This is a genomic window from Shouchella patagoniensis, from assembly GCF_002019705.1.
In the GTDB taxonomy this organism is placed as follows: Bacteria; Bacillota; Bacilli; order Bacillales; family Bacillaceae_D; genus Shouchella; species Shouchella patagoniensis.
Genome location: NZ_KV917377.1, coordinates 737,152 through 761,927, shown reverse-complemented (window position 1 = coordinate 761,927; position 24,776 = coordinate 737,152). Strand labels below are relative to the sequence as shown.

25 protein-coding genes are annotated in these 24,776 nt (G+C 37.9%); 17 read left to right on the top strand and 8 right to left on the bottom strand.

All coding sequences use genetic code 11. The annotated features are described in order from the left end of the window. The first annotated feature begins 21 nt into the window (after nt 1-21). On the top strand, nt 22-255 hold the full coding sequence (hfq, locus tag BK584_RS04160) for an RNA chaperone Hfq (protein ID WP_078391427.1): 234 nt from the start codon (nt 22-24) through the stop codon (nt 253-255). A 52-nt stretch (nt 256-307) separates the two neighbouring features. Here hfq and BK584_RS04155 read toward each other — a convergent pair whose 3' ends face one another. From BK584_RS04155 to BK584_RS04145, 3 genes are read right to left on the bottom strand one after another with little or no spacing between them, the layout of a single operon-like run. After that, nucleotides 308-2,002 carry a putative ABC transporter permease subunit gene (locus BK584_RS04155; protein WP_078391426.1) on the bottom strand — a complete coding sequence of 565 codons (1,695 nt, stop codon included), beginning with the start codon at nt 2,000-2,002 and terminating at the stop codon, nt 308-310. Continuing rightward, complete coding sequence (locus BK584_RS04150) at nt 2,002-2,784, bottom strand: ABC transporter ATP-binding protein (protein ID WP_245808801.1); 783 nt, start codon at nt 2,782-2,784, stop codon at nt 2,002-2,004. The genes BK584_RS04155 and BK584_RS04150 overlap by 1 nt, the downstream gene beginning before the upstream one ends. 18 nt (nt 2,785-2,802) lie before the next feature. Further along, nucleotides 2,803-3,768 (bottom strand): tyrosine-type recombinase/integrase, encoded by a 966-nt coding sequence (locus BK584_RS04145; RefSeq protein WP_078391424.1) that lies wholly within the window; start codon nt 3,766-3,768, stop codon nt 2,803-2,805. A gap of 211 nt (nt 3,769-3,979) precedes the next feature. Between BK584_RS04145 and spoVK the strand changes: the two genes are divergently transcribed. The 3 genes from spoVK to glnA all read left to right on the top strand — a co-directional run bounded on the left by spoVK (nt 3,980) and on the right by glnA (nt 7,761). Continuing rightward, nucleotides 3,980-4,915, top strand: coding sequence for a stage V sporulation protein K (spoVK, locus tag BK584_RS04140; protein ID WP_078391423.1), 936 nt, complete (start codon nt 3,980-3,982; stop codon nt 4,913-4,915). Nucleotides 4,916-5,006: 91 nt separating this feature from the next. Further along, entirely contained in the window at nt 5,007-6,251 is a 1,245-nt protein-coding gene (locus BK584_RS04135; protein ID WP_139365768.1) for a methionine gamma-lyase family protein, read from the top strand. 160 nt (nt 6,252-6,411) lie between these two features. Continuing rightward, entirely contained in the window at nt 6,412-7,761 is a 1,350-nt protein-coding gene (gene glnA, locus BK584_RS04130) for a type I glutamate--ammonia ligase (RefSeq protein WP_078391421.1), read from the top strand. A gap of 354 nt (nt 7,762-8,115) precedes the next feature. On the opposite strand, the gene solA is transcribed toward glnA, so the two are convergent. Beyond that, complete coding sequence (gene solA, locus BK584_RS04125) at nt 8,116-9,234, bottom strand: N-methyl-L-tryptophan oxidase (RefSeq protein ID WP_078391420.1); 1,119 nt, start codon at nt 9,232-9,234, stop codon at nt 8,116-8,118. A 705-nt stretch (nt 9,235-9,939) separates the two neighbouring features. Here solA and BK584_RS04120 point away from each other — a divergent pair. Both BK584_RS04120 and BK584_RS04115 read left to right on the top strand, forming a co-directional pair. Beyond that, nucleotides 9,940-10,329, top strand: a complete 390-nt coding sequence (locus BK584_RS04120) for a hypothetical protein (protein WP_078391419.1) — start codon at nt 9,940-9,942, stop codon at nt 10,327-10,329. A gap of 90 nt (nt 10,330-10,419) precedes the next feature. Continuing rightward, nucleotides 10,420-10,950, top strand: a complete 531-nt coding sequence (locus BK584_RS04115; RefSeq protein WP_078391418.1) for a spore coat protein — start codon at nt 10,420-10,422, stop codon at nt 10,948-10,950. A 285-nt stretch (nt 10,951-11,235) separates the two neighbouring features. Here BK584_RS04115 and BK584_RS04110 read toward each other — a convergent pair whose 3' ends face one another. Further along, complete coding sequence (locus BK584_RS04110; protein ID WP_078391417.1) at nt 11,236-11,769, bottom strand: DUF4269 domain-containing protein; 534 nt, start codon at nt 11,767-11,769, stop codon at nt 11,236-11,238. Nucleotides 11,770-11,921: 152 nt separating this feature from the next. On the opposite strand from BK584_RS04110, the gene dinB reads away from it, so the two are divergent. Together dinB and BK584_RS04100 are read left to right on the top strand one after the other, a co-directional pair. After that, on the top strand, nt 11,922-13,049 hold the full coding sequence (dinB, locus tag BK584_RS04105) for a DNA polymerase IV (RefSeq protein WP_078391416.1): 1,128 nt from the start codon (nt 11,922-11,924) through the stop codon (nt 13,047-13,049). Nucleotides 13,050-13,329: 280 nt separating this feature from the next. Then, nucleotides 13,330-14,565, top strand: a complete 1,236-nt coding sequence (locus tag BK584_RS04100; protein WP_078395394.1) for an MFS transporter — start codon at nt 13,330-13,332, stop codon at nt 14,563-14,565. Nucleotides 14,566-14,743: 178 nt separating this feature from the next. Here the strand turns inward: BK584_RS04100 and lexA are convergent, their stop codons facing one another. Then, nucleotides 14,744-15,376, bottom strand: coding sequence for a transcriptional repressor LexA (gene lexA, locus BK584_RS04095; protein ID WP_078391415.1), 633 nt, complete (start codon nt 15,374-15,376; stop codon nt 14,744-14,746). A gap of 149 nt (nt 15,377-15,525) precedes the next feature. On the opposite strand from lexA, the gene BK584_RS24480 reads away from it, so the two are divergent. From BK584_RS24480 to BK584_RS04060, 8 genes are all read left to right on the top strand, one after another. Then, nucleotides 15,526-15,693 carry a hypothetical protein gene (locus tag BK584_RS24480; RefSeq protein WP_169871057.1) on the top strand — a complete coding sequence of 56 codons (168 nt, stop codon included), beginning with the start codon at nt 15,526-15,528 and terminating at the stop codon, nt 15,691-15,693. An 11-nt stretch (nt 15,694-15,704) separates the two neighbouring features. After that, entirely contained in the window at nt 15,705-16,358 is a 654-nt protein-coding gene (locus BK584_RS04090; RefSeq protein WP_437182729.1) for a YneB family resolvase-like protein, read from the top strand. 60 nt (nt 16,359-16,418) lie between these two features. Beyond that, complete coding sequence (locus BK584_RS04085) at nt 16,419-16,658, top strand: DUF896 domain-containing protein (protein ID WP_078391413.1); 240 nt, start codon at nt 16,419-16,421, stop codon at nt 16,656-16,658. A 90-nt stretch (nt 16,659-16,748) separates the two neighbouring features. After that, nucleotides 16,749-18,746, top strand: a complete 1,998-nt coding sequence (gene tkt, locus BK584_RS04080) for a transketolase (RefSeq protein WP_078391412.1) — start codon at nt 16,749-16,751, stop codon at nt 18,744-18,746. A 153-nt stretch (nt 18,747-18,899) separates the two neighbouring features. Beyond that, nucleotides 18,900-19,328 carry a sporulation inhibitor of replication protein SirA gene (gene sirA / locus BK584_RS04075; RefSeq protein ID WP_078391411.1) on the top strand — a complete coding sequence of 143 codons (429 nt, stop codon included), beginning with the start codon at nt 18,900-18,902 and terminating at the stop codon, nt 19,326-19,328. A 210-nt stretch (nt 19,329-19,538) separates the two neighbouring features. Then, nucleotides 19,539-19,754, top strand: a complete 216-nt coding sequence (locus tag BK584_RS04070) for a YneF family protein (RefSeq protein ID WP_054711760.1) — start codon at nt 19,539-19,541, stop codon at nt 19,752-19,754. A 92-nt stretch (nt 19,755-19,846) separates the two neighbouring features. Then, nucleotides 19,847-21,595: an ABC transporter transmembrane domain-containing protein gene (locus BK584_RS04065; RefSeq protein WP_078391410.1), complete on the top strand. Its 1,749-nt coding sequence runs from the start codon at nt 19,847-19,849 to the stop codon at nt 21,593-21,595. Between the two features lie 2 nt (nt 21,596-21,597). Further along, nucleotides 21,598-23,379: an ABC transporter ATP-binding protein gene (locus BK584_RS04060; RefSeq protein WP_078391409.1), complete on the top strand. Its 1,782-nt coding sequence runs from the start codon at nt 21,598-21,600 to the stop codon at nt 23,377-23,379. 53 nt (nt 23,380-23,432) lie between these two features. Here the strand turns inward: BK584_RS04060 and BK584_RS04055 are convergent, their stop codons facing one another. Further along, complete coding sequence (locus tag BK584_RS04055; protein WP_078391408.1) at nt 23,433-23,714, bottom strand: hypothetical protein; 282 nt, start codon at nt 23,712-23,714, stop codon at nt 23,433-23,435. 95 nt (nt 23,715-23,809) lie between these two features. After that, nucleotides 23,810-24,271 carry a DUF2621 domain-containing protein gene (locus tag BK584_RS04050; protein WP_078391407.1) on the bottom strand — a complete coding sequence of 154 codons (462 nt, stop codon included), beginning with the start codon at nt 24,269-24,271 and terminating at the stop codon, nt 23,810-23,812. Nucleotides 24,272-24,352: 81 nt separating this feature from the next. Here BK584_RS04050 and BK584_RS04045 point away from each other — a divergent pair, with 81 nt between their 5' ends. Further along, nucleotides 24,353-24,766 (top strand): hypothetical protein, encoded by a 414-nt coding sequence (locus BK584_RS04045; protein ID WP_078391406.1) that lies wholly within the window; start codon nt 24,353-24,355, stop codon nt 24,764-24,766. The last annotated feature ends 10 nt before the right edge of the window (nt 24,767-24,776 follow it).

The following is a 24,776-nucleotide window of genomic DNA, read 5'->3' as shown; positions in this document are numbered from 1 at the left end:
GAGAGAGAGGAGTCTGCCTACATGAAGGCTACAGTGAATATCCAAGACCAATTTCTAAATCAATTACGTAAAGAGTCAATCCCGGTCACCGTGTTTCTTCTAAACGGTTTCCAACTGCGTGGCCAAGTTAAAGGATTTGATAATTTCACCGTTATTGTCGAGACGGAAGGTCGTCAACAACTTGTTTATAAGCATGCCATCTCCACCTTTGCCCCGCAAAAAAATGTGCAGCTTAAGAGTGAAACGGAAATATAAATGTTATTTGAAACAGCGTAAACTACCTAGAGGTAGTTACGCTGTTTTTCTTTTATTTTGATTGCAGATCGATCTTGATGCCAGTATCAAATGCTCGTGCACTTTTCTTAATAAAATACCATGATAGTCCTATTGAAAGCAGAGCGACACATAATGTGCTTAAAGATAAGATGGCAAACGTGTTCGTCGCATGAATTCGAATAAAAAATAGAACGAGTTGAATAAAAAAGTTACTCTCATTATCATCTTCAAAGAATAACTGTTCCAATTCACCGAGTGGTAAGACAGCTAAACCGACCGGGATAAAGAAAATGAGAATATAAAACAAAGAAGCGAACATTAAAAGAAATGAAGCAGCCGTTTGCACTCTTGCTTGGGGTTGGCGTTCGTTAAAACGAGGGCTTTGTGTACCCACGTAAAGGCTTAGACTACTTAGACCAGCAATCGCAATGCCGATAACGAAAAAGCCTAAAATAGGAAGCCAGAAGGGCCAACTGAATAGGACGAAGCCAATGAGTTCAAAAATGGCAAGAATAGCAAGTAAAAAGAACCAATGAAATAAAAATTTGGCTCGAGCAATGTCAATTCCTCTAATTGGTAATACCGAAAGAAGATGTATATTAGGACCTTCTCTTCCTACACTGCTTGCCGTGAAGTTGCCAGCTGCAAATGAAAAGCTCAGAAAGAAGACGAGTTGCATAACTCCGTAAGATAAAAGTGGAACCTCTTGTAATATAGGATACAACCCTTGATTAAACAAAGGAAAAACCATAACAAATAAGAGGACAATAATGGGCATTAGTTGAAGCCATTCACGAATATCTCGGAAAAAATATGCTCGTTCTTTTTGAATTAAAGCATGAAGTGGACCTGTAACATGTTGTTTTCGACCATCACTCTTGCGTTTTTTCTTTTTAGCATCGTGACTCTTAATCCAACCATGTCGAAAACCTCTCTCCACTAAAAAAAGGCTAAAAAAGAGAAGGGAAATAACAAAGCATAGAAAAATGCCAAAGTAGCCCCACGTAGCAATTGTGGTCGTTCCATTAAATCCAGCAGTTAAAATTTCTCCAGCCCATGATGTAGGAAGCCATCCTGGGTAGCTGAATTGAATTGATTCAGGATTGAATCCATCATCTGTGGAAGAAAGGTTAAAGGCTTGAACAAGCAAGAACACGATGATGCCACTTAAAGCGCTAGTAAAAGTCATTAATTCTTTTGTACGGTGTCCAGGAATTAGTTGAGCAAAAGCAAGAGTCATTAGGTAAACAAATGCAATGGCTCCTAATATACTAAAGAGTATAATTGGTGCAACCCACAAGAAGTATGACCAGGCCGCCCCGCCTCTTATACCAGCAATTACGGCAAAAAGAGTACTTCCTAAAAATAAAAATAACGGCACAGTTAAAAGGTGTTCCCCTAGTTTCGCTAAAAAAATTGTTCTGGTTGGAATTGGTAAAGAGAATAACAGATGTAAATCTTTTGAGCCGTACAGCTTGTCAAAAACATGAGGAATCGTAAACATCATCAAAAATATAAAAAGAATAACAATGAGACTTTGAAACGAAAACAAGAGGAAAGAGTTGGTTGTAGAAGCAGCAACGTAACCGAAACCATTTGCAAAAAATAGTCCTAAAAAAAAGAAGACAACGCAGAGAATGATAACGGATGTTTTTTGAGCGGTTGTTTGAGCTAGAAACTCGCGTTTTTGCAGACGAATAAATAACTGCAATAAAGGCACAAGCATTAGTTATCTTCTCCTTTTAATTCATTAACGACTGAATTTGTGTCTTCATCACTTGATGTAAGTGATAGAAACAACTCTTCTAATGAAGAATTCTCTTTTCCACCTTGTTGACGTAGTTCGTCCATTGTACCTGAAGCAAGTAAATGACCTTGTGATAATATCGCAACTCGGTCACACATTTGTTCAGCAATTTCTAATATATGAGTTGTCATAAAAACGGTTAACCCTTCTTCATCACATAATTGACGCAGTAAATTCTTTAATGTTCTTGCTCCTTTTGGATCAAGTCCAACTGTCGGCTCATCTAAGAAAAGTACATCTGGCTTATGGATCAACGCTGCGCATAAATTAATCTTTTGTCGCATTCCATGAGAATAAGATTCAATGAGTTCATTCGTCCTGCCGGTTAGTTCAAATAGATTTATGTATGTTTCTTTACGCTCGTTAAAAGAATGATCGTCCACTTCAAATATGCTTGCAATAAACCGCAAATATTCTTCCCCTGTTAACTTTTCGTACATATTCGGTTGATCAGGTACATAGGCAAACTTCTTCTTTGCATTTAAAGGATCTTTCCATACATCAATCGTCACAATCTCAGCGGTTCCCTTACTCGGCTTAAGTAAACCACACATCATTTTCATAGTTGTTGTTTTGCCTGACCCATTAGGACCAAGAAAGCAAAAGAGCTCTCCTTTATATACGTTAAGGGATAATTCATTAACAACTGTTTTTGCTCCATATCGTTTTGTTAATTGGCTAAGTTTAATTATTGGGTCCATCATTAGCACCTTTTCTATTTATGAATGTAGGATTAACTCTCGGTCTTGTTCGTTCAAGTGATCAATCGTCAAAGAGTAACGCCTTAGAGAAAGCATGCTCTTTAAACCAGCTTGTTTTTGAATTGTTTCAAAGTCTTCTCCGTTTAGCAAAGCTCTAAGTAAGTAGGAATTACGAAAATGTTGTGCAGAAATGCCTTTCCGAAGACCCGCACGGGCAACCTCTGTCCGAATCATTTTTTGCAGAGCGATTTCCGTCAGTGCTTTAGGGGCATCATCTTCATAGGACCAGTGATACGTTCGTCTTTTGAAATCATAAGCTACAAATAACGAATCAGAAGAATGCAGTCTTGGTCTAACGGGTTCGGGGATTAAGCTCCAATAAGTGTGAATTTGTGTTGATAATGCCTCTGGCAAATGTATGTTTCGTTTGAATGTTTCATTTTCGATCTGAATGGTATGTTGAATAAAATTAACGGCGTTCATTTCGATATCACATAATTCTTTTAGTGTAAGTCCATAATCAGCGAATAAAGAAAACATAGCAAAGTTTCGTTCAGTTAATTGAGGCCTGGCTAAAAGTTGATTTTCACTAAGGCCTGTTTCGGAATGGCTTGATTTTAAAAGAGTCTCAATTTCTTTTTTGCTTACCCAATCGTTTCTTGAAAGTGGTTCTGTTTCTAATAAAGGAGGTTGATAAACGGACAATGGATGGGCGTTTAGAATGTTGTTTGTTTGTAAGAAATGGGTGAATTGTCGAAGGACCGACGCAATTCTGCGTATCGTTCTAACTTTATAATTTCGTGTTTCGATTAGTTCATAAAAAAAACGTTCGACTTCTTGATGATTGAGTAATTCAAAAGGTTTACCATCGAGCCACGTGAAAAAATCTAGTAAATCGTAACGATAGCGACGAATTGTTGATGGCTGCCGAGCTATCGCAGCTAAATGAACGAAAAATGCGTCTTGTTCTTTTTGTCCAATCATTACCCAATTCCTCCTTTGCTTAAAGTGTACCAAAGGATGGTGTGGACGTCACGTACAGTTGCACATGCAAGCATTTAATTCACAGTAATTGCAAGCTTATTCATGCCATAGAATAAGAGATACAGAGCTAGGCATTTGTCACGTTTATTTAATGAAGTGCGTATAGTGGAGAAAGAAACGTGGTAGCGGTTGGAAAAGGAGGCAGACATCGATGACAAATCCGCTCAAAACAAACAATAGTGCTACAATTAATGTTGTGCTCAATAAAACACCCATTAAGCGCGCTAGTACAGACTGGTTTGTGTCTGCAGATGAAAAAGAAAAACACCAAATCTTGACACGTTTTGAAAACAAGCTTTCCTCTTATATTGGATTAGATGAAATAAAATCTCTTATAAAAGAATTATATGCATGGATTTATGTGAATGAACGCCGTAAGGAATTTGGTCTTAGAGCACCAAAACAAGTGTTGCATATGATTTTTAAAGGAAACCCGGGTACTGGAAAAACAACAGTAGCAAGGATTATTGCTTCATTCTTGCATGAAATGAACGTTCTAACAAAAGGACATTTTTTAGAAATGGAAAGAGCAGACCTCGTTGGCGAATACATTGGGCACACTGCTCAAAAAACCAGAGAAGTGTTAAAGCAAGCCCAAGGTGGAGTTCTTTTTATTGATGAAGCTTATTCTCTATCAAGAGGAGGGGAAAAGGATTTTGGTAAGGAAGCAATTGATACTCTAGTTAAGGGAATGGAAGATCATTCAAATGAGTTTGTATTAATTATTGCCGGTTATTCAAAGGAAATGGATTTTTTCCTCTCCTTGAATCCCGGGTTGCCTTCGAGGTTTCCGATTTCCATTACTTTTCCAAATTATTCTGTGGAAGAATTAATGGAGATGTTAATCGGTATGGCGAAAGAAAGGGATTACGTGATCGCAGAAGATGCGTTACTCGTATGCAAGGAACATATTCGAAAGATTGCATCTGAAGAGCCAAAGACATTTAGTAACGGTCGATATATTCGAAATTTGATTGAGGAGGCCGTTCGCTTACAAGCTGTTCGAGTTTTAAAACAAAACACCTATACGAAATCTGCGCTCGAATTATTAAAAAAAGAAGATTTTCAATTTAAACAACAACGGTAAGCCTCGAGATTAGAGAGCTTGCCTATTCCCTTTCTATTTGCTGGCATGGTAAGCTAAAGGGAGAATGGCAAAGTAGGGGAGAACTTACGTGATACAATCATTATTTAAGAACAAAACACAAGCATATGTAACGGTTGCCGAAACAAAAGCGTCTTTGCAACATAAAAGAATTGAAGAAATCGCTTTGATTAATCAAAATCGTGTAATGGAAAGTTTTTCGGCGCATCAAGTGGCTGATTTTCATTTCACTCCATCAACAGGCTATGGCTATGACGATGCAGGAAGAGATACGTTAGAGAAAATCTATGCAGATGTTTTTGGTGCAGAAGCGGGTCTTGTCCGAAGTCAGATTGTCTCTGGAACACATGCGATTGCAATTGCTTTATTTGGAGTATTACGTCCCGGAGACGAATTGTTATACATAACAGGAACTCCCTACGATACATTGGAAGAAATAGTAGGAATTCGTGGAAACTCTAGTGGTTCATTAAAAGACTTTAACATTGAGTATCAAAAAGTGGATTTAAAGAATAACGCTATGGACAAGGATGCAATAAAAGCAGCGGTTTCAAGTAAAACGAAGATGATCGGTATTCAGCGATCAAAAGGGTATGGAGACCGGCCTTCATTGTGCATTGAAGAAATCGAAGATGTAATTGCGTTTGTGAAATCCATTAAACCAGATGTTGTTGTGTTTGTTGACAATTGCTATGGAGAATTTGTTGAAACAAGAGAGCCTTGTCATGTAGGTGCGGATTTGATCGCAGGTTCACTAATAAAAAATCCTGGAGGTGGAATTGCAAAGACAGGAGGCTATCTTGTAGGAAGGGCTGATTTAGTTGAGCTTGCCTCGTATCGACTAGCGGCACCAGGCATTGGTGCAGAAGGTGGCGCTAGCTTGCATACACTTCTTGATATGTATCAAGGATTTTTCTTAGCACCCCATGTAGTTGCTCAAAGTGTAAAAGGAGCCATTTATACAGCCGCTCTGCTTGAAGAGGTTGGAATGAAAACGGAACCAGCTTCAAATGAGATACGAACAGATTTGATTCAAGCTGTTCATTTTAAGACAGCTGACCAGATGGTCTCGTTTTGTCAAGCGATTCAACACGCATCACCTGTGAATGCACACGTCACACCTACGCCAAGCTATATGCCTGGATATGCAGATGATGTTATCATGGCAGCGGGTACTTTTGTACAAGGAGCGAGTATTGAATTAACAGCTGATGGTCCATTGCGTCCTCCATACGCTGCTTACGTGCAAGGTGGTCTGACGTATGAACATGTTAAGCTCGCCGTGACAAAAGCTGTCGAAAAAACGTTTATCGATTAGATGAAGAGGGAACGAGTATAGTACGTTTATATGTTTGCTTGACTAAAAAAAGTTGCTTTAGTACGATACTACAAAGCAGGAAAATAATATTGAGACGTGGGAACAGGGGGGCAACTCCCTTTCTACATAGAATGAAACATTGAGAGGAGCACAAAAACGCATGGCTAAGTTTTCCAAAGAAGATATTGTCCGTATTGCGCAAGAAGACAATGTTCGGTTTATTCGTTTGCAGTTTACAGATTTGCTCGGTACGATTAAAAACGTGGAGATTCCTGTAGATCAACTTTCAAAAGCACTTGACAACAAAATGATGTTTGATGGTTCATCTATTGAGGGGTTTGTACGGATTGAAGAATCAGATATGTATTTGTATCCGGATTTAGATACATGGGTTGTTTTTCCTTGGACGCCAGAGAAAGGGAAAGTTGCTCGTTTAATCTGTGATATTTATCAACCAGGCAAACCAGGAGAAGAACCAACTCCTTTTGAAGGTGATCCGCGGGGGATTTTAAAACGGGTATTAAAACAAGCCGAAGAACTCGGTTTCTCCGATTTTAACATTGGACCAGAACCAGAATTTTTCTTGTTTAAGAACGACGAAAAAGGCGAACCAACACTGGAATTAAATGATAAAGGTGGTTACTTTGATCTGGCTCCAACCGATCTTGGTGAAAATTGTCGCCGAGACATCGTACTTGAACTTGAAGACATGGGATTTGAAATTGAAGCTTCCCACCATGAAGTTGCCCCTGGTCAGCATGAAATCGACTTTAAATATGCTGATGCGGTGACAACATGTGATAATATCCAAACATTCAAGCTTGTTGTAAAAACAATTGCGCGTAAACATGGTTTACACGCAACGTTTATGCCAAAACCGCTATTCGGAGTGAACGGTTCAGGGATGCACTTGAATATGTCTTTATTTAATAAAGAAGGCAATGTGTTTTACGATCAAAAAACAGAAAGCCAGCTTAGCAAAACGGCGATGCAGTTCTTAAGTGGTATACTTGATCATGCTGAAGGATTTACAGCAATTACAAATCCGATTGTTAATTCATATAAGCGACTTGTACCTGGTTATGAAGCGCCAGTATACATCGCTTGGTCGATGCGTAATCGTTCGCCACTTGTCCGCATTCCATCATCAAGAGGTATTTCCACGCGCATCGAAGTCAGAAGTCCGGATCCATCAGCAAATCCATATTTAGCCATGGCTGTTATGCTTGCTTCAGGATTAGATGGCATCAAACGAAAAATGACGCCGCCGGAAGCAACTGACCGAAACATTTATGTGATGAGCAAAGAAGAGCGTCTTGAAGAAGGTATTAAAGACTTGCCAGCAACGTTAAAAGAAGCGCTTGATAGCCTTGTTAATGATGATGTTTTAGTTAAAGCATTAGGAGAGCATGCAATCGAGCACTTTATTGAAGCAAAAGAAATTGAATGGGATATGTTCCGCACACAAGTTCACCCGTGGGAGCGCGAACAGTTCATGCAGAACTACTAAGAGGTAGGACCCTTGACACACATTGTGTTGAGGGTTTTTATTTTGATTAATGCAAAACGATGGTAAGGTGCAAATGTTATGGACTGACCGTTATTTGTTTGTTTGAATATACTTCTGTATTGCTTAAGAATCGGATACGCTTCTAATAGATAACAAAAGGAATAATGTGTAGTAAATCAAATCGTCTTCTGTAGTAATTCATTAAAACAGGGGGAATGTTCAATTGTTGACTGGTATGCAAACGTTTGGAACAGGATAAACGATGATGAAAAAACAAAAACCCTTTACTAATGGAAAAGGGTTTTTGTTCGTGAATTCTATAGCAATGACCACTAATTGATGGTTAGCGCTCTTTTAAAATCGATTCATTCTAAAAGAAGAAAGGTCGAAGTTGCTTTGTCCAGTTGAAATAAAGTCACTCAATATTTCTCCAATTACGCTACCGAATTTAAATCCATGTCCGGAGAATCCGGCTGCAATTGCAATGTTTTGATAGACTTGATGTTGATCCAGAACAAAATGTTCATCTGTTGTCATCGTGTATAAACACGTTTTTCCTTCATTTAGAGTAAAGTTTTTCTCTGACATATAATTATGTAAGAATTTCTTCAGTTCCAGGTCGTCCTTTAGGTGAAACTTATGTAGAGGTTTATCAGGGTTTACAGCCTCACCACCATCATGTCGACCTACTTTTAAGCCTTTTCCATTTATATTTGGAAAGCCATAAAAGGTTCCATTTACAGTTTCAAATGTGAAACACGGAAAGTGAGGGGAGTCATATGAATGTTTTGCTTCATACCATCCGAAAGTTTTGCGCAGTGGCTGTAACGGCAATGCTAAATCGAGCATTTCCAAAATCCATTTAGACCAAGCCCCAGCTGCAACAATTAATGTCTCTGCTTCAAAGCTCTGTTCTTTTGTTGAAACAACTACTTTATCAGAACTAGGCTTTATACTAATTACTTTTGAATTTGTTTGTAGTACAGCTCCATTACTGCTAGCAAGGTTGCGGTATGAGTTAATAATCTCTGACGTTTTTAAGTAACCTCCCATCGACTCAAAACACCCTATAAACGTTTTTGGAAGAGAAAAACCGTTCCATTTATTATTGATCTCATTAGCAGAGGATACTTCTAGGGGCAAATTGTAGTTAGCTGATCCTGAAATGACATTCTTAATAAATGTCGAATCTTCTTTACCGACATTTAATACGCCTGTCTGCGTAAATAAAGATTCTCCAGATTCTTTTTCTAGGTCTCTCCAAAGCTCATTTGCACGAAGAAGTAATGGTACATAACTTTCTCCTTCTCCATATGAAAATCGAATCATTCGAGTATCTCCGTGATGACTTCCTTTAACATGGGGAGGGTTGTGAGAATCAAGCAATAATACGCGTTTCCCTCTTTTTGATAGATAATACCCTGCAGCCATCCCCATTGTACCAGCACCAATAATAATCGTGTCATAAACCATACTTGAGATTAAACTCCTTTAGTTTTCTGCCAATTATACTTGTTATTTAAACAAAATCCTAGTTATAGAGCTTTTCTATTTTAATAGAGGTATCTCTATTAAAAAAATCAGTTTACAACTCGTCGCCATCAACTTCAATAGCAACCGATCCATCCCATTCATCCTCATCATTGTTAGATTACAATCCCCTAAATCATTTCATTTTAGTGTCACTTTTCTTTTGCGCGTTATGAAGGTTGTCCTACTGTATGCTTTGCTAGTATAAAAACACCCCTTTCTAATTAAAAGGGGTAGTCCTTATGATGTGTGATGGAAAATAGGAAAGAAATTAAAAGACTAAAAGGTGTTGGTTCTTTCTATTTCCCATGCAGGTATTGTATTCGACTTAATTAAATTTAGTGCAAGTTAGGTGTAAAAAAATTTTGGTGGCGCTCACCATATTTTAGATGTCATAGTGTTGTCAGTTCTTTTTTCCTGGTCGCTTTTGGGAGCGCTCGTTTCAGCTAGTCTTTAGTTTAGTTTTACTGTAAGCCCAATCAAACAAAATATAAAAACATAAACTACCTAGAAAGGGTGGGGTTTAAGGATACTGTTGAAGGATTAGGCGAATAAATTGTACGTGACAAGTATGAAAAGTTTTTTCCTTTTAGTAACAAATTAAAAAACCATTCTTTTTAGGAAAAATACAGGGAAGGGGAAGTGAACATGAATAATCAACAACACTTAGTGGAGGTTGTAGTAGGGCGAATTTTAGACAAGTACAATGTTAGTGTCTCTCAAGATCTGTCCATTACTGACCAAGCAAAAGTCAAGAGTACGGTTTTAGATATTCAAACAGAAGTTGATAAATTCTTGGAAAATCTAGATATGGATACGGTAGGGAAGTCAATTAATTCTTCTTTCAACACTAGCCTGCTTGAAAAGAATTTATTAGGTAATAAGCTTTCTGGTGTTGCACCTTCAAACAAACAAGAAATGGATACTGTTGAAACAGAGGATGTAACCGAGTCAAGCGGTTACTTTGAAAGACCAGCATCGGCAAGGGTAACTAGAAAACGTTCTCCAAACATGTTTGTTAACCGTAGAAGGTTTTAAAATAGGCAGGCGCTTTTGGTTAATCTGTCCAATCAAAAAGCAAATTAGGACATAAAGTAAATTAGACTAAAATTGAAAGGAGAATTAAAAATGAGTGAACAAAATTCTGCTGAATTGGAAGAAAGAAAAGAGAAGAAAGAATGTAAAGAGTGTAAAGAGTGTAAAGAATGTGGGGGACATGAGGATAAGTGGAAAAATAAAAGATGGTCAGCTCTAGACCCAGAAGCATGTCACCCATTAGATAACAATGGTGGACTTTCTCAAGGAGCTTCACAAGTTAACAAGACAGTTCAATTGTCAGAGGAATACATCTTAATTAAAGATTCTTGTGATGTAACAGTTAATTCTACTGATACAAAAGCTGCACTTTCTTTACAAGCTTCTTTACAAACAGCTATTGCTTTAGTTATTAGCATTTCAATTGCGGATAGTGAAAAAGCTGATAAAATCACTCAAGAACTTCTTCAAAGTTCTAAAATCAAACAGTTGACCTATCAAAAAACGGTTGTAGAAAACTCTAAAAATGTAGATGTTACGACAACTGATACTCAAATTGCAGTGAATATTCAACTCTTGCTTCAAATCTTACTAGCTTTGCTTGTAAAATTAAATATTTTGTAAGGGATTTAAAAGGGGGAGAAATTTGCCCTCTTTATACATACTGTATTTAATACTTATATTTTTTAGTCAATTTTGATAGGAAATAATTTAGGATGCATAAATGAATAAAACGTTTACAGCAGTGCATGTTCGTTTATTGGTTTAAAAAAAAGCCATCATATGGCTATAGTGCATGCTTGATTGTTGTAATGAATAGATGAAAAAATTTAGTCTCATTTCGTTTTTATTTCCTGGGCAAGCGCATAAAGCGTCATAACTTGCTAATAATCGACGCCTCTAATTCCCTTAGCCAATTCCAAATTGATCTCTTCCATGTATGAGAAGTGCTTCATAAGGATCTCCATTTAAACCAAGCAAGCTTGCAAATGCAGGTTCAGTTTTTATACCATTCTCTTTATAGTTAATAATTTGTTCTCTTAAATGAGGTTGTCGTTTTAAAATCTCATACTCAATGCACATATGTAAATATGCATATTGTGTTTCAACTGGGTTGGGTTGGCCAAACAATTCAATTTCTTTGTCTTGAACAAAAAAGTTTGCTTTTGCCGATCGTGTTCCACGTATTGTCTTAAATTGAAAGTGGTAGTGGGGAAAGTGACTGTAGAGACTGTCAACTGTTTGTTTGAATAAATGATCGTTACGCACATCCATAATAATATCGAGGTCAGAAGATGCCGTGGCAATATCAAGGGGGATTGTACCACACAGAGTAGGACTATAAGAAGATAAGTCTTCAAAGATACCTAGATCAACAAGAAGTCTGTATATCTTCCTTTGTAATCGTGTGCCCTCACACAAATAATCGAGGTTTTTAAACACATGTACCACCCTTTCTTAAAGATAGAAAATAAGTATAGCATACATCCAAATTGGATTGGTTGTTGTAGAAAACGTACGATGGTTAAATTGACATGAGATCAAACGTTCGCTAAAATAGATAGGACAATGATTGTTGGGAAAGGAAGAAGACGATGACATCTTCTACTGGTATTCAACTTCCAGAGCCTTATCGTGATACAGCTCGTAAAATCATTCATATCGATATGGATGCTTTTTTTTCTTCTGTTGAAGAACGAAACAATCCTGCATTAATAGGGAAACCAGTTATTATCGCTAAGCATCCTAGAAAAACGGGTGGAAAAGGCATTGTGTCAACCGCAAATTATGAAGCGCGTAAGTATGGAGTTCATTCCGCAATGAGTGCTTATGAAGCCTATAAAAAATGCCCACAAGGTATTTTTGTTGAAGGCAATTACAAGGCGTATAAAGAGGCATCTAATCATATTAGAGCGATCATGAATCGCTATACGGACTTAGTTGAACCAATGTCAATTGATGAAGCCTATCTAGATGTAACAACAAATAAATTAAATGAACCAAGCGCCATAAAAGTTGCCCGTAGTATTCAGAAAGACATCTGGAATGAAACATGCTTGTCTAGTTCTGCGGGTGTTTCTTATAATCGATTCCTTGCGAAAATTGCTTCAGACGTAAAAAAACCAGCGGGATTGACCGTGATAACCCCTGCTAAGGCAGTCGCATTTATTAAAGAACTGCCAATTGAGAAGTTCCCAGGTATTGGACCAAAAACGGCTGAGAGAATGCATGAATTAAATATCTACTTTGGCGCTGACCTTTATAAAATGGAGCAAATGGATTTAATTCATCATTTTGGTAAAGCTGGTTTGTCTTATTATAAAAAAGTTCGTGGAATTGATAACAAACCATTAACAGTGGATCGTGAAAGAAAGTCAGTCGGGAAGGAACATACGTATCTGCACGTGTTAAAAACGGAGCAAGAAGTTCAGGAGCAATTAAAAAGATTAGCACAAGAAGTGCAGGGTTCATTGGAAAGAGTGGAGAAGCAAGGAAAGACTGTCGTGTTAAAAATCAGGTATCGTTCTTTTGATACGCTAACACGACGTATAAGCTTGCCTGACTATGTGCAGAAGAAAAGTGATATTTTTCGTTATGCGGCAGAACTATGGGATCAGTATGGAGATGTAAACCGAGAGGTCAGGCTTCTAGGTATAACTGTCACGAATCTCCAACCGATTCAATATAAAACCCTTTCTTTATTCAATAGACTCTATAGATAAAACAAGATAATGCCGACAATAACTAGTAATATAAACAAAACAAGTACTGTAATCAATAATGTCCATCCGTTGTTGTCGTTCATATCTAAAACGCCCCCAATCCTGATTAATTAGTTTATGTTCTAGAGCTGAAAGTGTGAAAAGGGCATAATTATTTGACAAATTAGCCCTTTATCTTTCTTTTTGCTTGAAATTGGGTTGAAAGCACGTTTGACGTTTATTTCAGTTTCTTATATATTTAGACTTACGAAATAAAATGCATGAATTAAAAACGAAGGTGATGAAGATACAACCAGAGAAACGGAATTTAATTATTATGTGGTTTGCCAATTTTTTTGTTGGCGCAAGCATGACCATGGTTATCCCTTTTTTATCACTGTATATTGAATCATTTGGTCACTATTCTGGAGAAGAAGTACAGCGGTGGGCCGGTTATGTCTTTGGGGTTTCATTTCTTGTAGCATTTCTTGTAGCGCCGATTTGGGGAAAGATTGGCGATCGTTATGGTAGAAAGAAAGTATTAATCGGTACTGCGTTTGGCATCTCCGTTTCGGTCTTCTTAATGGGATATGTTCATTCTGTTGAATCATTATTTATTTTAAGAGCTTTTATGGGGTTAGCGACTGGCTTTATCCCTGCCTCGATGGCATTAATTGCTGCACAAAGCAGTAAGAAGACAGCAGGACAAACACTTGGTACCCTTCAAACTGGAACTGTATCAGGTGGATTACTGGGACCGTTGTTTGGCGGTCTAATCGCTGACACAGTTGGAATGGAATTAACCTTTATATTAACGTCATCAATATTGTTTCTTGCAGCATTGCTTGTTGTGTTTGGTGTCAAAGAAGTTCTTTATACGGAAAAAGGAGAAAAGAGGAAGAATTACCGCTCAAGAGAAGTATTACAACATATTCTTAAACGACCGATGTTGATTATGGTAATGGTTGTAGCCCTTATTATCCAAATGGCCTTATTTAGTGTTCAACCACTACTTGCATTATTTGTTAATGATTTAACGAGTTCAACCGAGAACATGGCTTTTTTAGCAGGAGTGGCCTTTTCAATAACTGGGCTTGGTAATTTGTTATCAACTAGAAAGTGGGGGCAGCTTGGTGACAGAATTGGTCATGAAAAAGTGATGCTGCTACTTCTTATTTTATCAGGATTATTTTTTATTCCACAAGGTTTTGTAGATTCACTGTGGCAACTTATTGTGCTTCGATTTATATTTGGCTTAGCAGTCGGTGGACTAATTCCTTGTACAACTGCTTTTATTCGCCAAGCATGTCCTGTCTCAATGCAGGGAGAAGTGTTAGGTTATAACCAAAGTTTTCGCTTCCTAGGTAATGTATTAGGACCTGTATCTGGTGGATTAATTGCAGCGAGTATTGGAATTCCGTATGTTTTTATTCTGGCCGGATTATTGTTTTTATTGACAGCGGCAGTTTTGATGTGGATGCTTCATTCACAGAAAGAGGAGTTTACTGATGAAGAAGTAAACACACAAAAAAAGTAGCCTTTCGTAAGAAAGGCTACTAAGCTAGTTGTTGAGCGGGACCTAACTTGTTGTTAACTAACAGGTTAGGTCCTTTTATAGTTTATGTAAGTAAAGGCATTATGCATAGCCATTTCTCTATGAGTAAATGACCAAATTTAAGACTCTTTTATCAATTGATGAAAGAGTCTAGAAGTTATTAGTGGATTGTCCGAAATACACCAACAACTTTGCCTAAGATCGTGCAATTTTCAAGAATAATCGGCTTCATTGATGAATTTTCAGGTTGCAGTCGAATATATCCATCTTCACGAAAGAAACGTTTGACCGTTGCTTCATTATCGTCAGTCATTGCGACAATAATATCACCATTATTAGCAGTAGGTTGCTGACGAACAATCACTTGATCACCGTCAAAAATGCCAGCTTCAATCATGCTTTCACCTTGGATTACCAATGCATATGTGTTGTCGTAACCTGCTAAGTGGTCAGGCAAAGGCAAATAATCTTCAATGTTTTCAACAGCTGTAATGGGATTACCAGCTGTTACTTTCCCGATAACAGGAATAAAACTAGCTGTTTCTTTCTTATAGTATGAATCATGATCTTTATTCATTTCTAATTCTAGTACTTCAATTGCCCGAGGTTTTGTAGGATCTCTACGGATATAGCCTTTTTTCTCCAAACGTGCTAGGTGACCGTGAACCGTTGAACTAGAGGCTAGACCAACTGCTTCACCGATTTCACGTACGGAAGGCGGATAGCCTTTTTTCTTAACTTCCTCTTTTATAAATAATAGAATCTCTTCTTGTCTATTTGATAGTTTTGACATTAGTTCACCTGCTTTCTTCATCATTGTCTATTAAAACTTTACCATATCGAACATACGAACGCAAACATAAGTTCTAAAAACTATTGACAAGAACGAACGTTCCTATTACTCTAGTAACAGAACAAATATTCCTAAGAACGGGTGATCGTATGAAGCGACAAGAATGGAGTTTGATTTTTATTGGTATATTAACGGTTTTATTCATTTTTTCTAGCTTGGTTTATTCTGGTAATGACGTCGAGCATTTTGACCAAAACAAGAATGAAGCAATGAATGAATTCTCGTCGTATGATAAACTGTTTGTGATTGATCAGTAGGGGGATGTATGGTGCAGAACAAGCAGGCAGCGGTAATCTATTGTCGCGTAAGTACAAAAAAAGAAAGTCAAGAAGCATCTCTTGCTAGGCAAGAAGAAGAACTAAGAAAAATTGCTTCATTAAATGATCTTTTAGTGGTTGATTGTTATAAAGAGCAGGCTAGCGGTTATAGCCTAGAGCGAGAGGGGCTTTTTTCTGTGTTGGATTTGGCAAGACAGAAGCGATTCTCTCATTTGCTAATAACAGATGACACGCGGTTAGGACGAGGGAAGGCAAAGATTGCGTTACTTTATCAATTTAAGAAATATGGAGTTACTATTTTTACATTAAGTAATCAAGGGGAACTTGTATTATCAGAAGCGGACGAAATGGTTTTGGAAATTGTTTCACTTGTAGAGGAATATCAAAGGAAACTGCATAATTTAAAGATCAAACGAGGGATGAGAGTTGCCGTCCAAAAAGGCTTTCGACCTGAGCAAAATTTAAAGCACGCTCCTGCAGGAGGTAGAGAAGCAATGGAGCTTCCAATAGAAGAAATAAGTGCATTACGCAACAAAGGTCTAACATTTAAAGAAATCGCGATGACATTAAATGGGCTGGGCTACGAGTGTTCGAAAGCGACTGTACATAGGCATTACCAAAAATATGTTAGGACAAACGGCTAATCGTTTGCCCTGTTTTTTTGGGCATGCTATCATTAGTTATGAAGAAAGAAAGGTGATTTTGTGTTACCAAAAGAAAAACTCGAACGCATTAATGAGCTTTCGCGACTATCTAAGACCGATGGACTATCACAAGAGCAACAAAACGAGCAAAAAGCATTGCGTAAAGAATATTTAGCAACATTTAGGAAAGCATTTACTAATCAGCTTCATTCAGTAAAAGTTGTTGATGATGAGGGCAGTGATGTAACTCCACAAAAGTTAAAAGATAGCAAGGCACAAAAACGAAAGCCATTGCATTAAGGATGTACAAGCCTTTACTTTGGCTTGTACATTTTTTTTAGAACGTATATGATGGATGAGTACGAATTGAGTTAGAAAGGGTGTTTTCCAATGACAAATAAAGTAGAAGAGTTAGCTATTAATACGATCCGAACGCTGTCAATTGATAGCATTGAAAAAGCAAATTCTGGTCATCCAGGTATGCCAATGGGAGCTGCTCCGATGGCGCTTAATTTATGGGCTAACCATATGAACCATAATCCTGCTAATCCTGAGTGGATAAATCGTGACCGTTTTGTTTTATCTGCTGGTCATGGTTCTATGCTTTTATATAGTTTACTCCACTTAACAGGTTATGATGTGACTTTAGATGATCTTAAGTCATTTCGTCAATTAGGTAGTCGAACGCCTGGTCACCCAGAATATGGGCATACTCCAGGGGTTGAAGCAACAACTGGACCACTTGGACAAGGCATTGCAATGGCTGTAGGGATGGCAATGGCAGAAAGACATCTAGCCCATACATACAATACGGATGAACATAAAATTGTTGATCATTACACGTATGCAATTTGTGGTGATGGTGATTTAATGGAAGGAGTATCTGCCGAAGCAGCATCACTTGCTGGTCACTTAAAATTAGATCGTCTTGTCGTTCTATATGATTCAAATGATATATCACTTGATGGTGATTTACATGAATCTTTTTCAGAAAGCGTAGAAGAACGATTTAAAGCATATGGCTGGCATGTTATCTACATTGAAGATGGTACAGACATGAGTGCTATTCATAAAGCACTAGAAGAAGCGAAAGAAGTTAATCGCCCGACTTTAATTGAAGTTAAAACGGTGATTGGTTTTGGTTCACCTAATAAATCGGCTAAGTCTACTTCTCATGGTTCACCACTTGGAGCAGAAGAAGTGGCTTTGACTAAAGAAGCGTACAAATGGACGTTTGATGAAGAATTCCACATTCCGGAAGAAGTGAAAGAATACTTCTTGTCTGTTAAAGAAAAAGGGGCAGAGAAGGAAGAGGAATGGAATACACTTTTTGCAGCATATAAAAAAGCAAACCCAGAACTAGCTCAACAATTTGAGCGTGTACACTCTGGAGAACTTCCAGCAGAGTTTGATCAAGAATTGCCTGTTTATGAAGCTGGCAAAAGCTTAGCGACACGTGCGTCTTCGGGCGAAGCGTTAAATGCATTAGTAAAATATACTCCAGAGTTATTTGGAGGATCTGCAGATCTAGCCGGTTCAAATAAAACAACATTAAATGGTGAGAGTAACTTTGGCCGTGATAATTATTCTGGGCGTAACATTTGGTTTGGCGTTCGTGAGTTTGCGATGGGATGTGCGTTAAATGGAATGGCACTTCACGGTGGTTTAAAAGTATTTGGAGGAACATTCTTTGTGTTCTCTGATTATGTACGCCCTGCGATCCGTTTATCAGCACTAATGGGTCTTCCAGTCACATATGTGTTAACGCACGATAGTGTGGCAGTTGGAGAAGATGGCCCAACACATGAACCGGTTGAACAACTGGCTGCTTTACGGGCGATGCCAGGTTTAAGCGTCGTTCGGCCTGGTGATGGAAATGAAACAGCAGCAGCGTGGAAACTTGCTTTAGAGTCAACAGACAAACCAACTGCACTTGTCTTAAGCCGTCAAAATGTAGAAACACAAGTTGGAACGGATACGAAAGCGTATGAAGGCGTGAAAAAAGGTGCGTATGTTGTATCAGAAGCACAAGATAAGCCAAGTATTGTTTTACTTGCAACAGGTTCGGAAGTGCCACTTGCAGTAAAAGTACAAAAGAAACTTAGTGAAGATGGTATTGATGCATCGGTTGTTAGTATGCCAAGTTGGGATCGTTTTGACGCCCAACCAAAAGAATATAAAGATGCAGTTATTCCTAAAGATGTAAAAGCTCGTTTAGCTATTGAAATGGGTGCCTCTTTTGGATGGGCTAAATATGTAGGTGATGAAGGAGAAACAGTTACCATTGACACATTTGGCGCTTCTGGTGCTGGCGATGCCATTATAGCAGAATATGGTTTTACAGTTGAAAATGTAGTAAATCGTGCAAAAGCATTGTTAAACCGTTAAGACACAAAAAGAGACTCTTAAAAAGAGTCTCTTTTTGTCATTTCGACAAAACTAGAGGGCCTCTTTCACATAAAAAGACAGTTATTTTAACAAGAAACCTGTATACTAATCCAAAAGAGTGCGAATGCTCAAAATGTTGGAGGCGATTTCATAATGAGGCACTATGAACTTTATTTGTTAAATAATGAAGTAGCTTCTTCCTATTCAGGAAAAGAGGCCAAGCTGTTTCAGCTTTTTGCGGAGAGAGCACAAGCAAGTGAACTTGAACAAAGCCTTTACGATAAGCAAGTACAGTATATTACGAATCCTTTGCCGCAAACTAAATTATACCAAGCTTTATTCAATCGGTATGGGTTTGAAAAAAGTGATTCGTATCTAATTTTTTCATCATTTAATCATACAAATCGCTGCAAGGTGATGATCGAAGAACGAAAAATTTGCCTGGACGCGTTAGGGGATTTAAGCGCTGAGACACTTGTTTTTGATTTATTTAAACCAGTTGATCCACATTTATTTGCTGTAAATGTTAAGGATGGACGTTTTGGATGGCTTCAACCACATGAAAGGCAAAGTGTTCTTTAAGCACTACGTAGCCAAATAGAGATGGATCATACTAAGAACCTTTTTGTTTACTATATATATTTGTAACATGTATCATCATCTTTCATTTGAAGTGTGCTGTAAGCACGCTTTTTTCTTTGCAAGTCCTTTTAAAAGAAGAATAGCTCATGTATAATAGACAAGGTTGGTTAAAATGTAAAATGATGAACTTGCTTGAAGGAGGACATAGAAATGGTTTGGCATATTATTGGTTACACTGTCGCTGTTTTAGCTGGGGTGGCAATTGGCTTCTTTATTGCTCGTAAGACTATGATGTCTTATTTGAAGAAAAACCCGCCAATTAATGAACAAATGCTACGTGTTATGATGCAACAAATGGGACAAAACCCGTCGCAAAAGAAAATTACTCAAATGATGAAAGCAATGCAAAAGCAACAGTCTAAATAAGAGAGAGCACCTCGCCTTTTGGCGAGGTGTCTGTCATTAATTAAAAGAATGTCAGAAGATTGGCTTTATAAGTTGAGGTGGTGAAAACGATCATGCGTGTTTTTTTAGATTTAAGCTGGTTTTTTAAACGACATTGGCTTGCTTATTTAATTGGAGTGTTGGTACTTGCAGTGGTTTCTTTTTTAACACTCGTCCCCCCAAGGGTTATTGGAATGGTTGTTGATCTAATTAATACCGATTCATTAACGCAAGTAACTTTGTTACGGTTTGTCGCTCTAATTCTGGGCATTGGTTTAGTTTTATACATATTACGTTTTATTTGGCGAATTCTTATTTTTGGCGCATCTTTAAAACTTGCCCGACACATTCGCAATGATTTATATACACACTATACAAAAATGCCAGACTCTTTATATCATAAGCGAACAACAGGGAATTTAATGGCGATCTCTACAAATGATGTTCGTGCTGTGCAGGCCACAGCAGGTGAGGGTGTATTGACTATTGTTGATGCGATCTTATTAGGTGGTATGGTGATAGGTACGATGGCAATTACAATTAGTTGGAAATTAACGTTAATTACATTGTTACCGCTACCATTAATGGCGATATTGACTAGTTATTATGGTTCATTACTACATAAACGGTTTGGAGTTGCACAAGCTGCTTTTAGTTCATTAAATGATACCGTACAAGAAAATATTAATGGTATAAAAGTAATGAAAGCGTTTGGGCAGGAGCAGGCAGAGAATGAGCGGTTCCGTAAACAATCAGCCATTGTTGTGGATAAAAATATGCGTGTTGCAAAAGTTGATGCGTTATTTGATCCAACAATAAGTGGCGTTATCGGAGTTTGCTATATTCTTGCCATTTCTTTTGGGGCGCGCTATGTACTAGCTGATGAACTGACAATTGGACAGTTGACGACTTTTGTTGTTTATTTAGGATTATTAATTTGGCCAATGCTAGCGTTAGGAATGTTTTTTAATGTTGTTGAAAGAGGGCGTGCTTCTTACGATCGAATTCGTGAGGTGTTGCAAAATCAAACCGATTTAAATGAGTTTCCTGGGGCAATTGATAAAAAAATTATTGGTGATTTAAAGGTGGATATAAACTCCTTTCATTACGATGGAAACAGTTCTGCTGTTTTGACTGATGTGTGTTTTGAATTAAAAGCAGGACAAACTTTGGGGATAGTCGGCAAAACAGGAAGTGGAAAAACGACATTATTGTCTCTACTACAAAGAAATATGGATGTATCTAAAGGTGCAATTTACCTTGATTCAATTAACCTTAAACAATACAAGTTACGCCGAGTAAAAGAAGTGTTTGGAATTGTGCCACAAGAGCATTTTTTATTTTCTGCAACAATTTCAGAAAACGTTGCATTTGCCAAACCGCAGGCAACAATCGCGGAAATTATAAGTGCTTGTCAACTTGCATGTGTCCATGAAGATATTCTACGTTTTCCAGATGGCTATGAAACCTTAGTTGGCGAAAGAGGAGTGACTTTATCGGGTGGTCAAAAGCAACGCATCTCGATAGCAAGAGCGATTCTGAGTAGTCCGGCCATTCTAATGCTCGACGATTCATTATCTGCAGTAGATGCAAAAACGGAAGAAAGAATTTTAAATGCATTAAGGAAGCATCACAAGGAACAAACACTTATTATGACTGCACACCGATTAAGTGCGATCAGTCACGCCAATTTAATTTTAGTGATGGAAAACGGCGGTATTGCGCAAGCTGGAACTCATCATGAATTGATGAGGCAAGGTGGTTGGTATAAAGAAATGTATGAACGCCAAAAGCTTGAAACGATCGTGGAGCAAGGAGGCTGAAAATGAAACATACAGATGAAGTGCTTTCTGGAAAGCAACAAAGAGCAGTCTTTATCCGTTTGATGGGATACGCTCGAGTTCATAGTAAGAAACTAATCATCGCAATTGGTATTATGATGGTAGCTGCAAGCGCGGAATTAGTGCAGCCAATCTTAATTGCTCATTTTATTGATGATTATCTTACACCAGAAGTGTTTCTAACCGAACCACTAGTTATGCTTGCGGGAGTGTATTTATTTCTATTAATATTGGCCGTATGTTGTCAATATTTTCAAAGTCTGCTTTTTCAACGAATTGCATTGCAAATCGTGCAAGCGCTACGGATAGATGTATTTAGAAATGTCCAAAAGTTAGGGCTTTCCTTTTTTGACCGCATGCCCGGTGGAGGATTAGTGTCACGAATTACAAATGACACGGAAGCGATTAAAGAATTGTATTTGAGTGTGTTAGCCGTTTTTATAAAAAATGGAATTTTTATGATAGGTACATTTATAGCGATGTTTTACTTAAACTCAACTTTAGCACTGTACTGCCTTATTTTCTTACCACTTTTATTAATGATCATTCATTTGTACCGTAAAGTTAGCTCAAAATTTTATGAACAAGTAAGTGCTAAAGTAAGTGAGATTAATGCTAAAATGAGTGAATCGATCCAAGGGATGGCAATCATTCAAGTTTTCCGTCAAGAAAGAAGAATGCGTCGAGAATTCGCTAAAACGAATGATCAACATTATGCTGCGGGTTTGAAAGCGATGAAAGCTGATGGATTATTGCTTCGGCCGATTGTTGATGTTTTAAGCTTACTCGCCATATCAATTGTATTACTCTTTTTTGGGTTCGAGTCTTTTATCGGACCGGTTGAACTAGGCGTGCTCTATGCTTTTATTAATTATTTAGATCGCTTTTTTGAACCAGTTAATCAAATTATGCAACGACTTTCCTTATTTCAGCAGGCAATTGTGTCTGCTGGGAGGGTATTTAAATTGATGGATCAAACTGAATATGCGCCTTGTCAAAATGGAGATTTTCTTCCGACCAAGACAAGAGGAACCGTGGCGTTTACGGATGTTACATTCTCTTACGATGGGAAAACGACTGTATTAAAAGATATCACATTCGCTGCTCAAAAAGGCCAGACAATTGCATTAGTCGGACATACTGGAAGTGGTAAAAGTTCTATCATCAATTTATTAATGAGATTTTATCCGTTAACAAGTGGATCAGTTACAATTGATGGAAACGCATTGTCTTCATTCAGCGAGAAAGAATTACGGGAAAGATTGGGACTTGTTTTGCAAGATTCGTTTATGTATAGTGGGACAATTATGAGTAACATTACGCTAGGTCGACCTGGCTATACAGAAGAGGATGTTTGGGCCGCATGTCAGTTTGTAGGCGCAGATCGTTTTATTGAGAAATTACCAGGTGCTTATCAAGCAAAAGTAAGCGAGCGAGGGGCAACATTCTCTAGTGGAGAAAGACAATTATTATCTTTTGCCAGAACGATGCTTGCAAATCCAGATATATTAGTATTGGATGAGGCCACAGCAAATGTGGATACGGAGACGGAAGAAGCAATTCAACAAGCTTTAGCAAGAATGCAAACAAATCGCACGACAATTGCTATTGCTCATCGTCTTTCAACAATCAAACATGCGGATTTAATAATAGTTCTTCACCAAGGAGAGATTGTGGAGCAAGGCAATCATGATCGCTTGCTTGAAGCGGGTGGTTTATACCATAAAATGTATTTACTACAAGCTAGAGAACAAGTTATTGCTTAAAAGACCTCCGATTGGAGGTTTTTTAGATGATCGTAAAGGAATAGACAAATCCATCATATGGGCCAGAGGACCGGGTCTAAAAAATCTGTTAAAAAACGGTTAACCGCCGTTTTTTCATCCTCGTTTTTAATCTGATTCATAAGTTGCTCCATATAAAGCGCTGGCCCTTCGATCGTGTCGATTCGTTGTTCGAAGTCTACAGCTTCTGGGTATGCTTGTTGCCTTTCTGCACGACAACTGAAAAAAAGAGTGAGTGCTTGGTGAACGTCTTCTTCAGTCGAAGCAGACCAAGCATTAAAGAGTTGTTGCCGTTTCTTTCCTTCGCATTGCAACATGCCATGGACTGAGAGGGTATGTAATGGCGACTAATTCATCAGGAAAACGTTGTTCCTTTTTTGCATACTTGAAAGCTTTAATAATTGATCCAAATCTATCTCCTTTCTCCTCTCGCTTTAGTTGTCCGATCTAGCAAATGTTCATATGGTGTTAAGTCAATTTGTTTTTGTTTTAATTTTTTTATAAGAAACTTATGGTCTTTCTTAGGGGTTGCAGTAATGTAACCACGAATAATTGTATCGAGTGTAAGCGTGGATGCTTTTTCTTTTAATGCAATCTCACTAATCTTGCCCGCAATTTTTTCTTTTGCGACATCACGGAACAATTCTGGTACAGGTTCTACAAGTTCATTTAATAATGTGCGTTGTTCTTCTTTCCAAAGAGGCAATGCTTGATCTATATAATAAGCCTGCCAATCAAGAACAGACTTTCCGTCTTCTTTTGGTAAACGCTTTAAAAATTTGCGGAACATAAAAAAGCCGCCAATAAACATAAGTCCGATCAAAATAAATGTCCATAAAATAATCAAAGTCATAAACCAATCCCAACCAGACATTTGAATCCTCCTTTTCATCTTGTCCTTATGCATCATTTTATCATAAAATAAGCAGTGTTGCCATGAAAGGACGTGTACTCTATGATTGACATAATTATCTTTTCAGCTCATATGTTTAGTTCGTTGTTTTTATTTTTGTGCATGCCTTTACCATTTTTATTTTATGCAGCTCGAAAAGAAGGCGGACGATTTAAAGAGGTTCTATTAAAAGCATATCGAGTAATATTCGTGTTTGCACATGGCGCCTTGTTTGTACTAATTGCTACGGGGGTTCCGTTATTAAGGGATTGGACCAGTGGTTGGACATGGTTCGTTGTGGTTGTGACACTTGTGATAGGTGCAAGTTTAGGGATAACAGCAAAAGCCGTTCGCAAATTGAAAGAGGGTGCCGATGATGAAGAGAGGCAAACGCTCCTTCTACGTCAAGCAAGTATCTTATTAACGAGCGCCATATTTGTCATGTTTGCTTTGAAATATGGCGTTTATTTCTTTTAAGAAAGGAGAA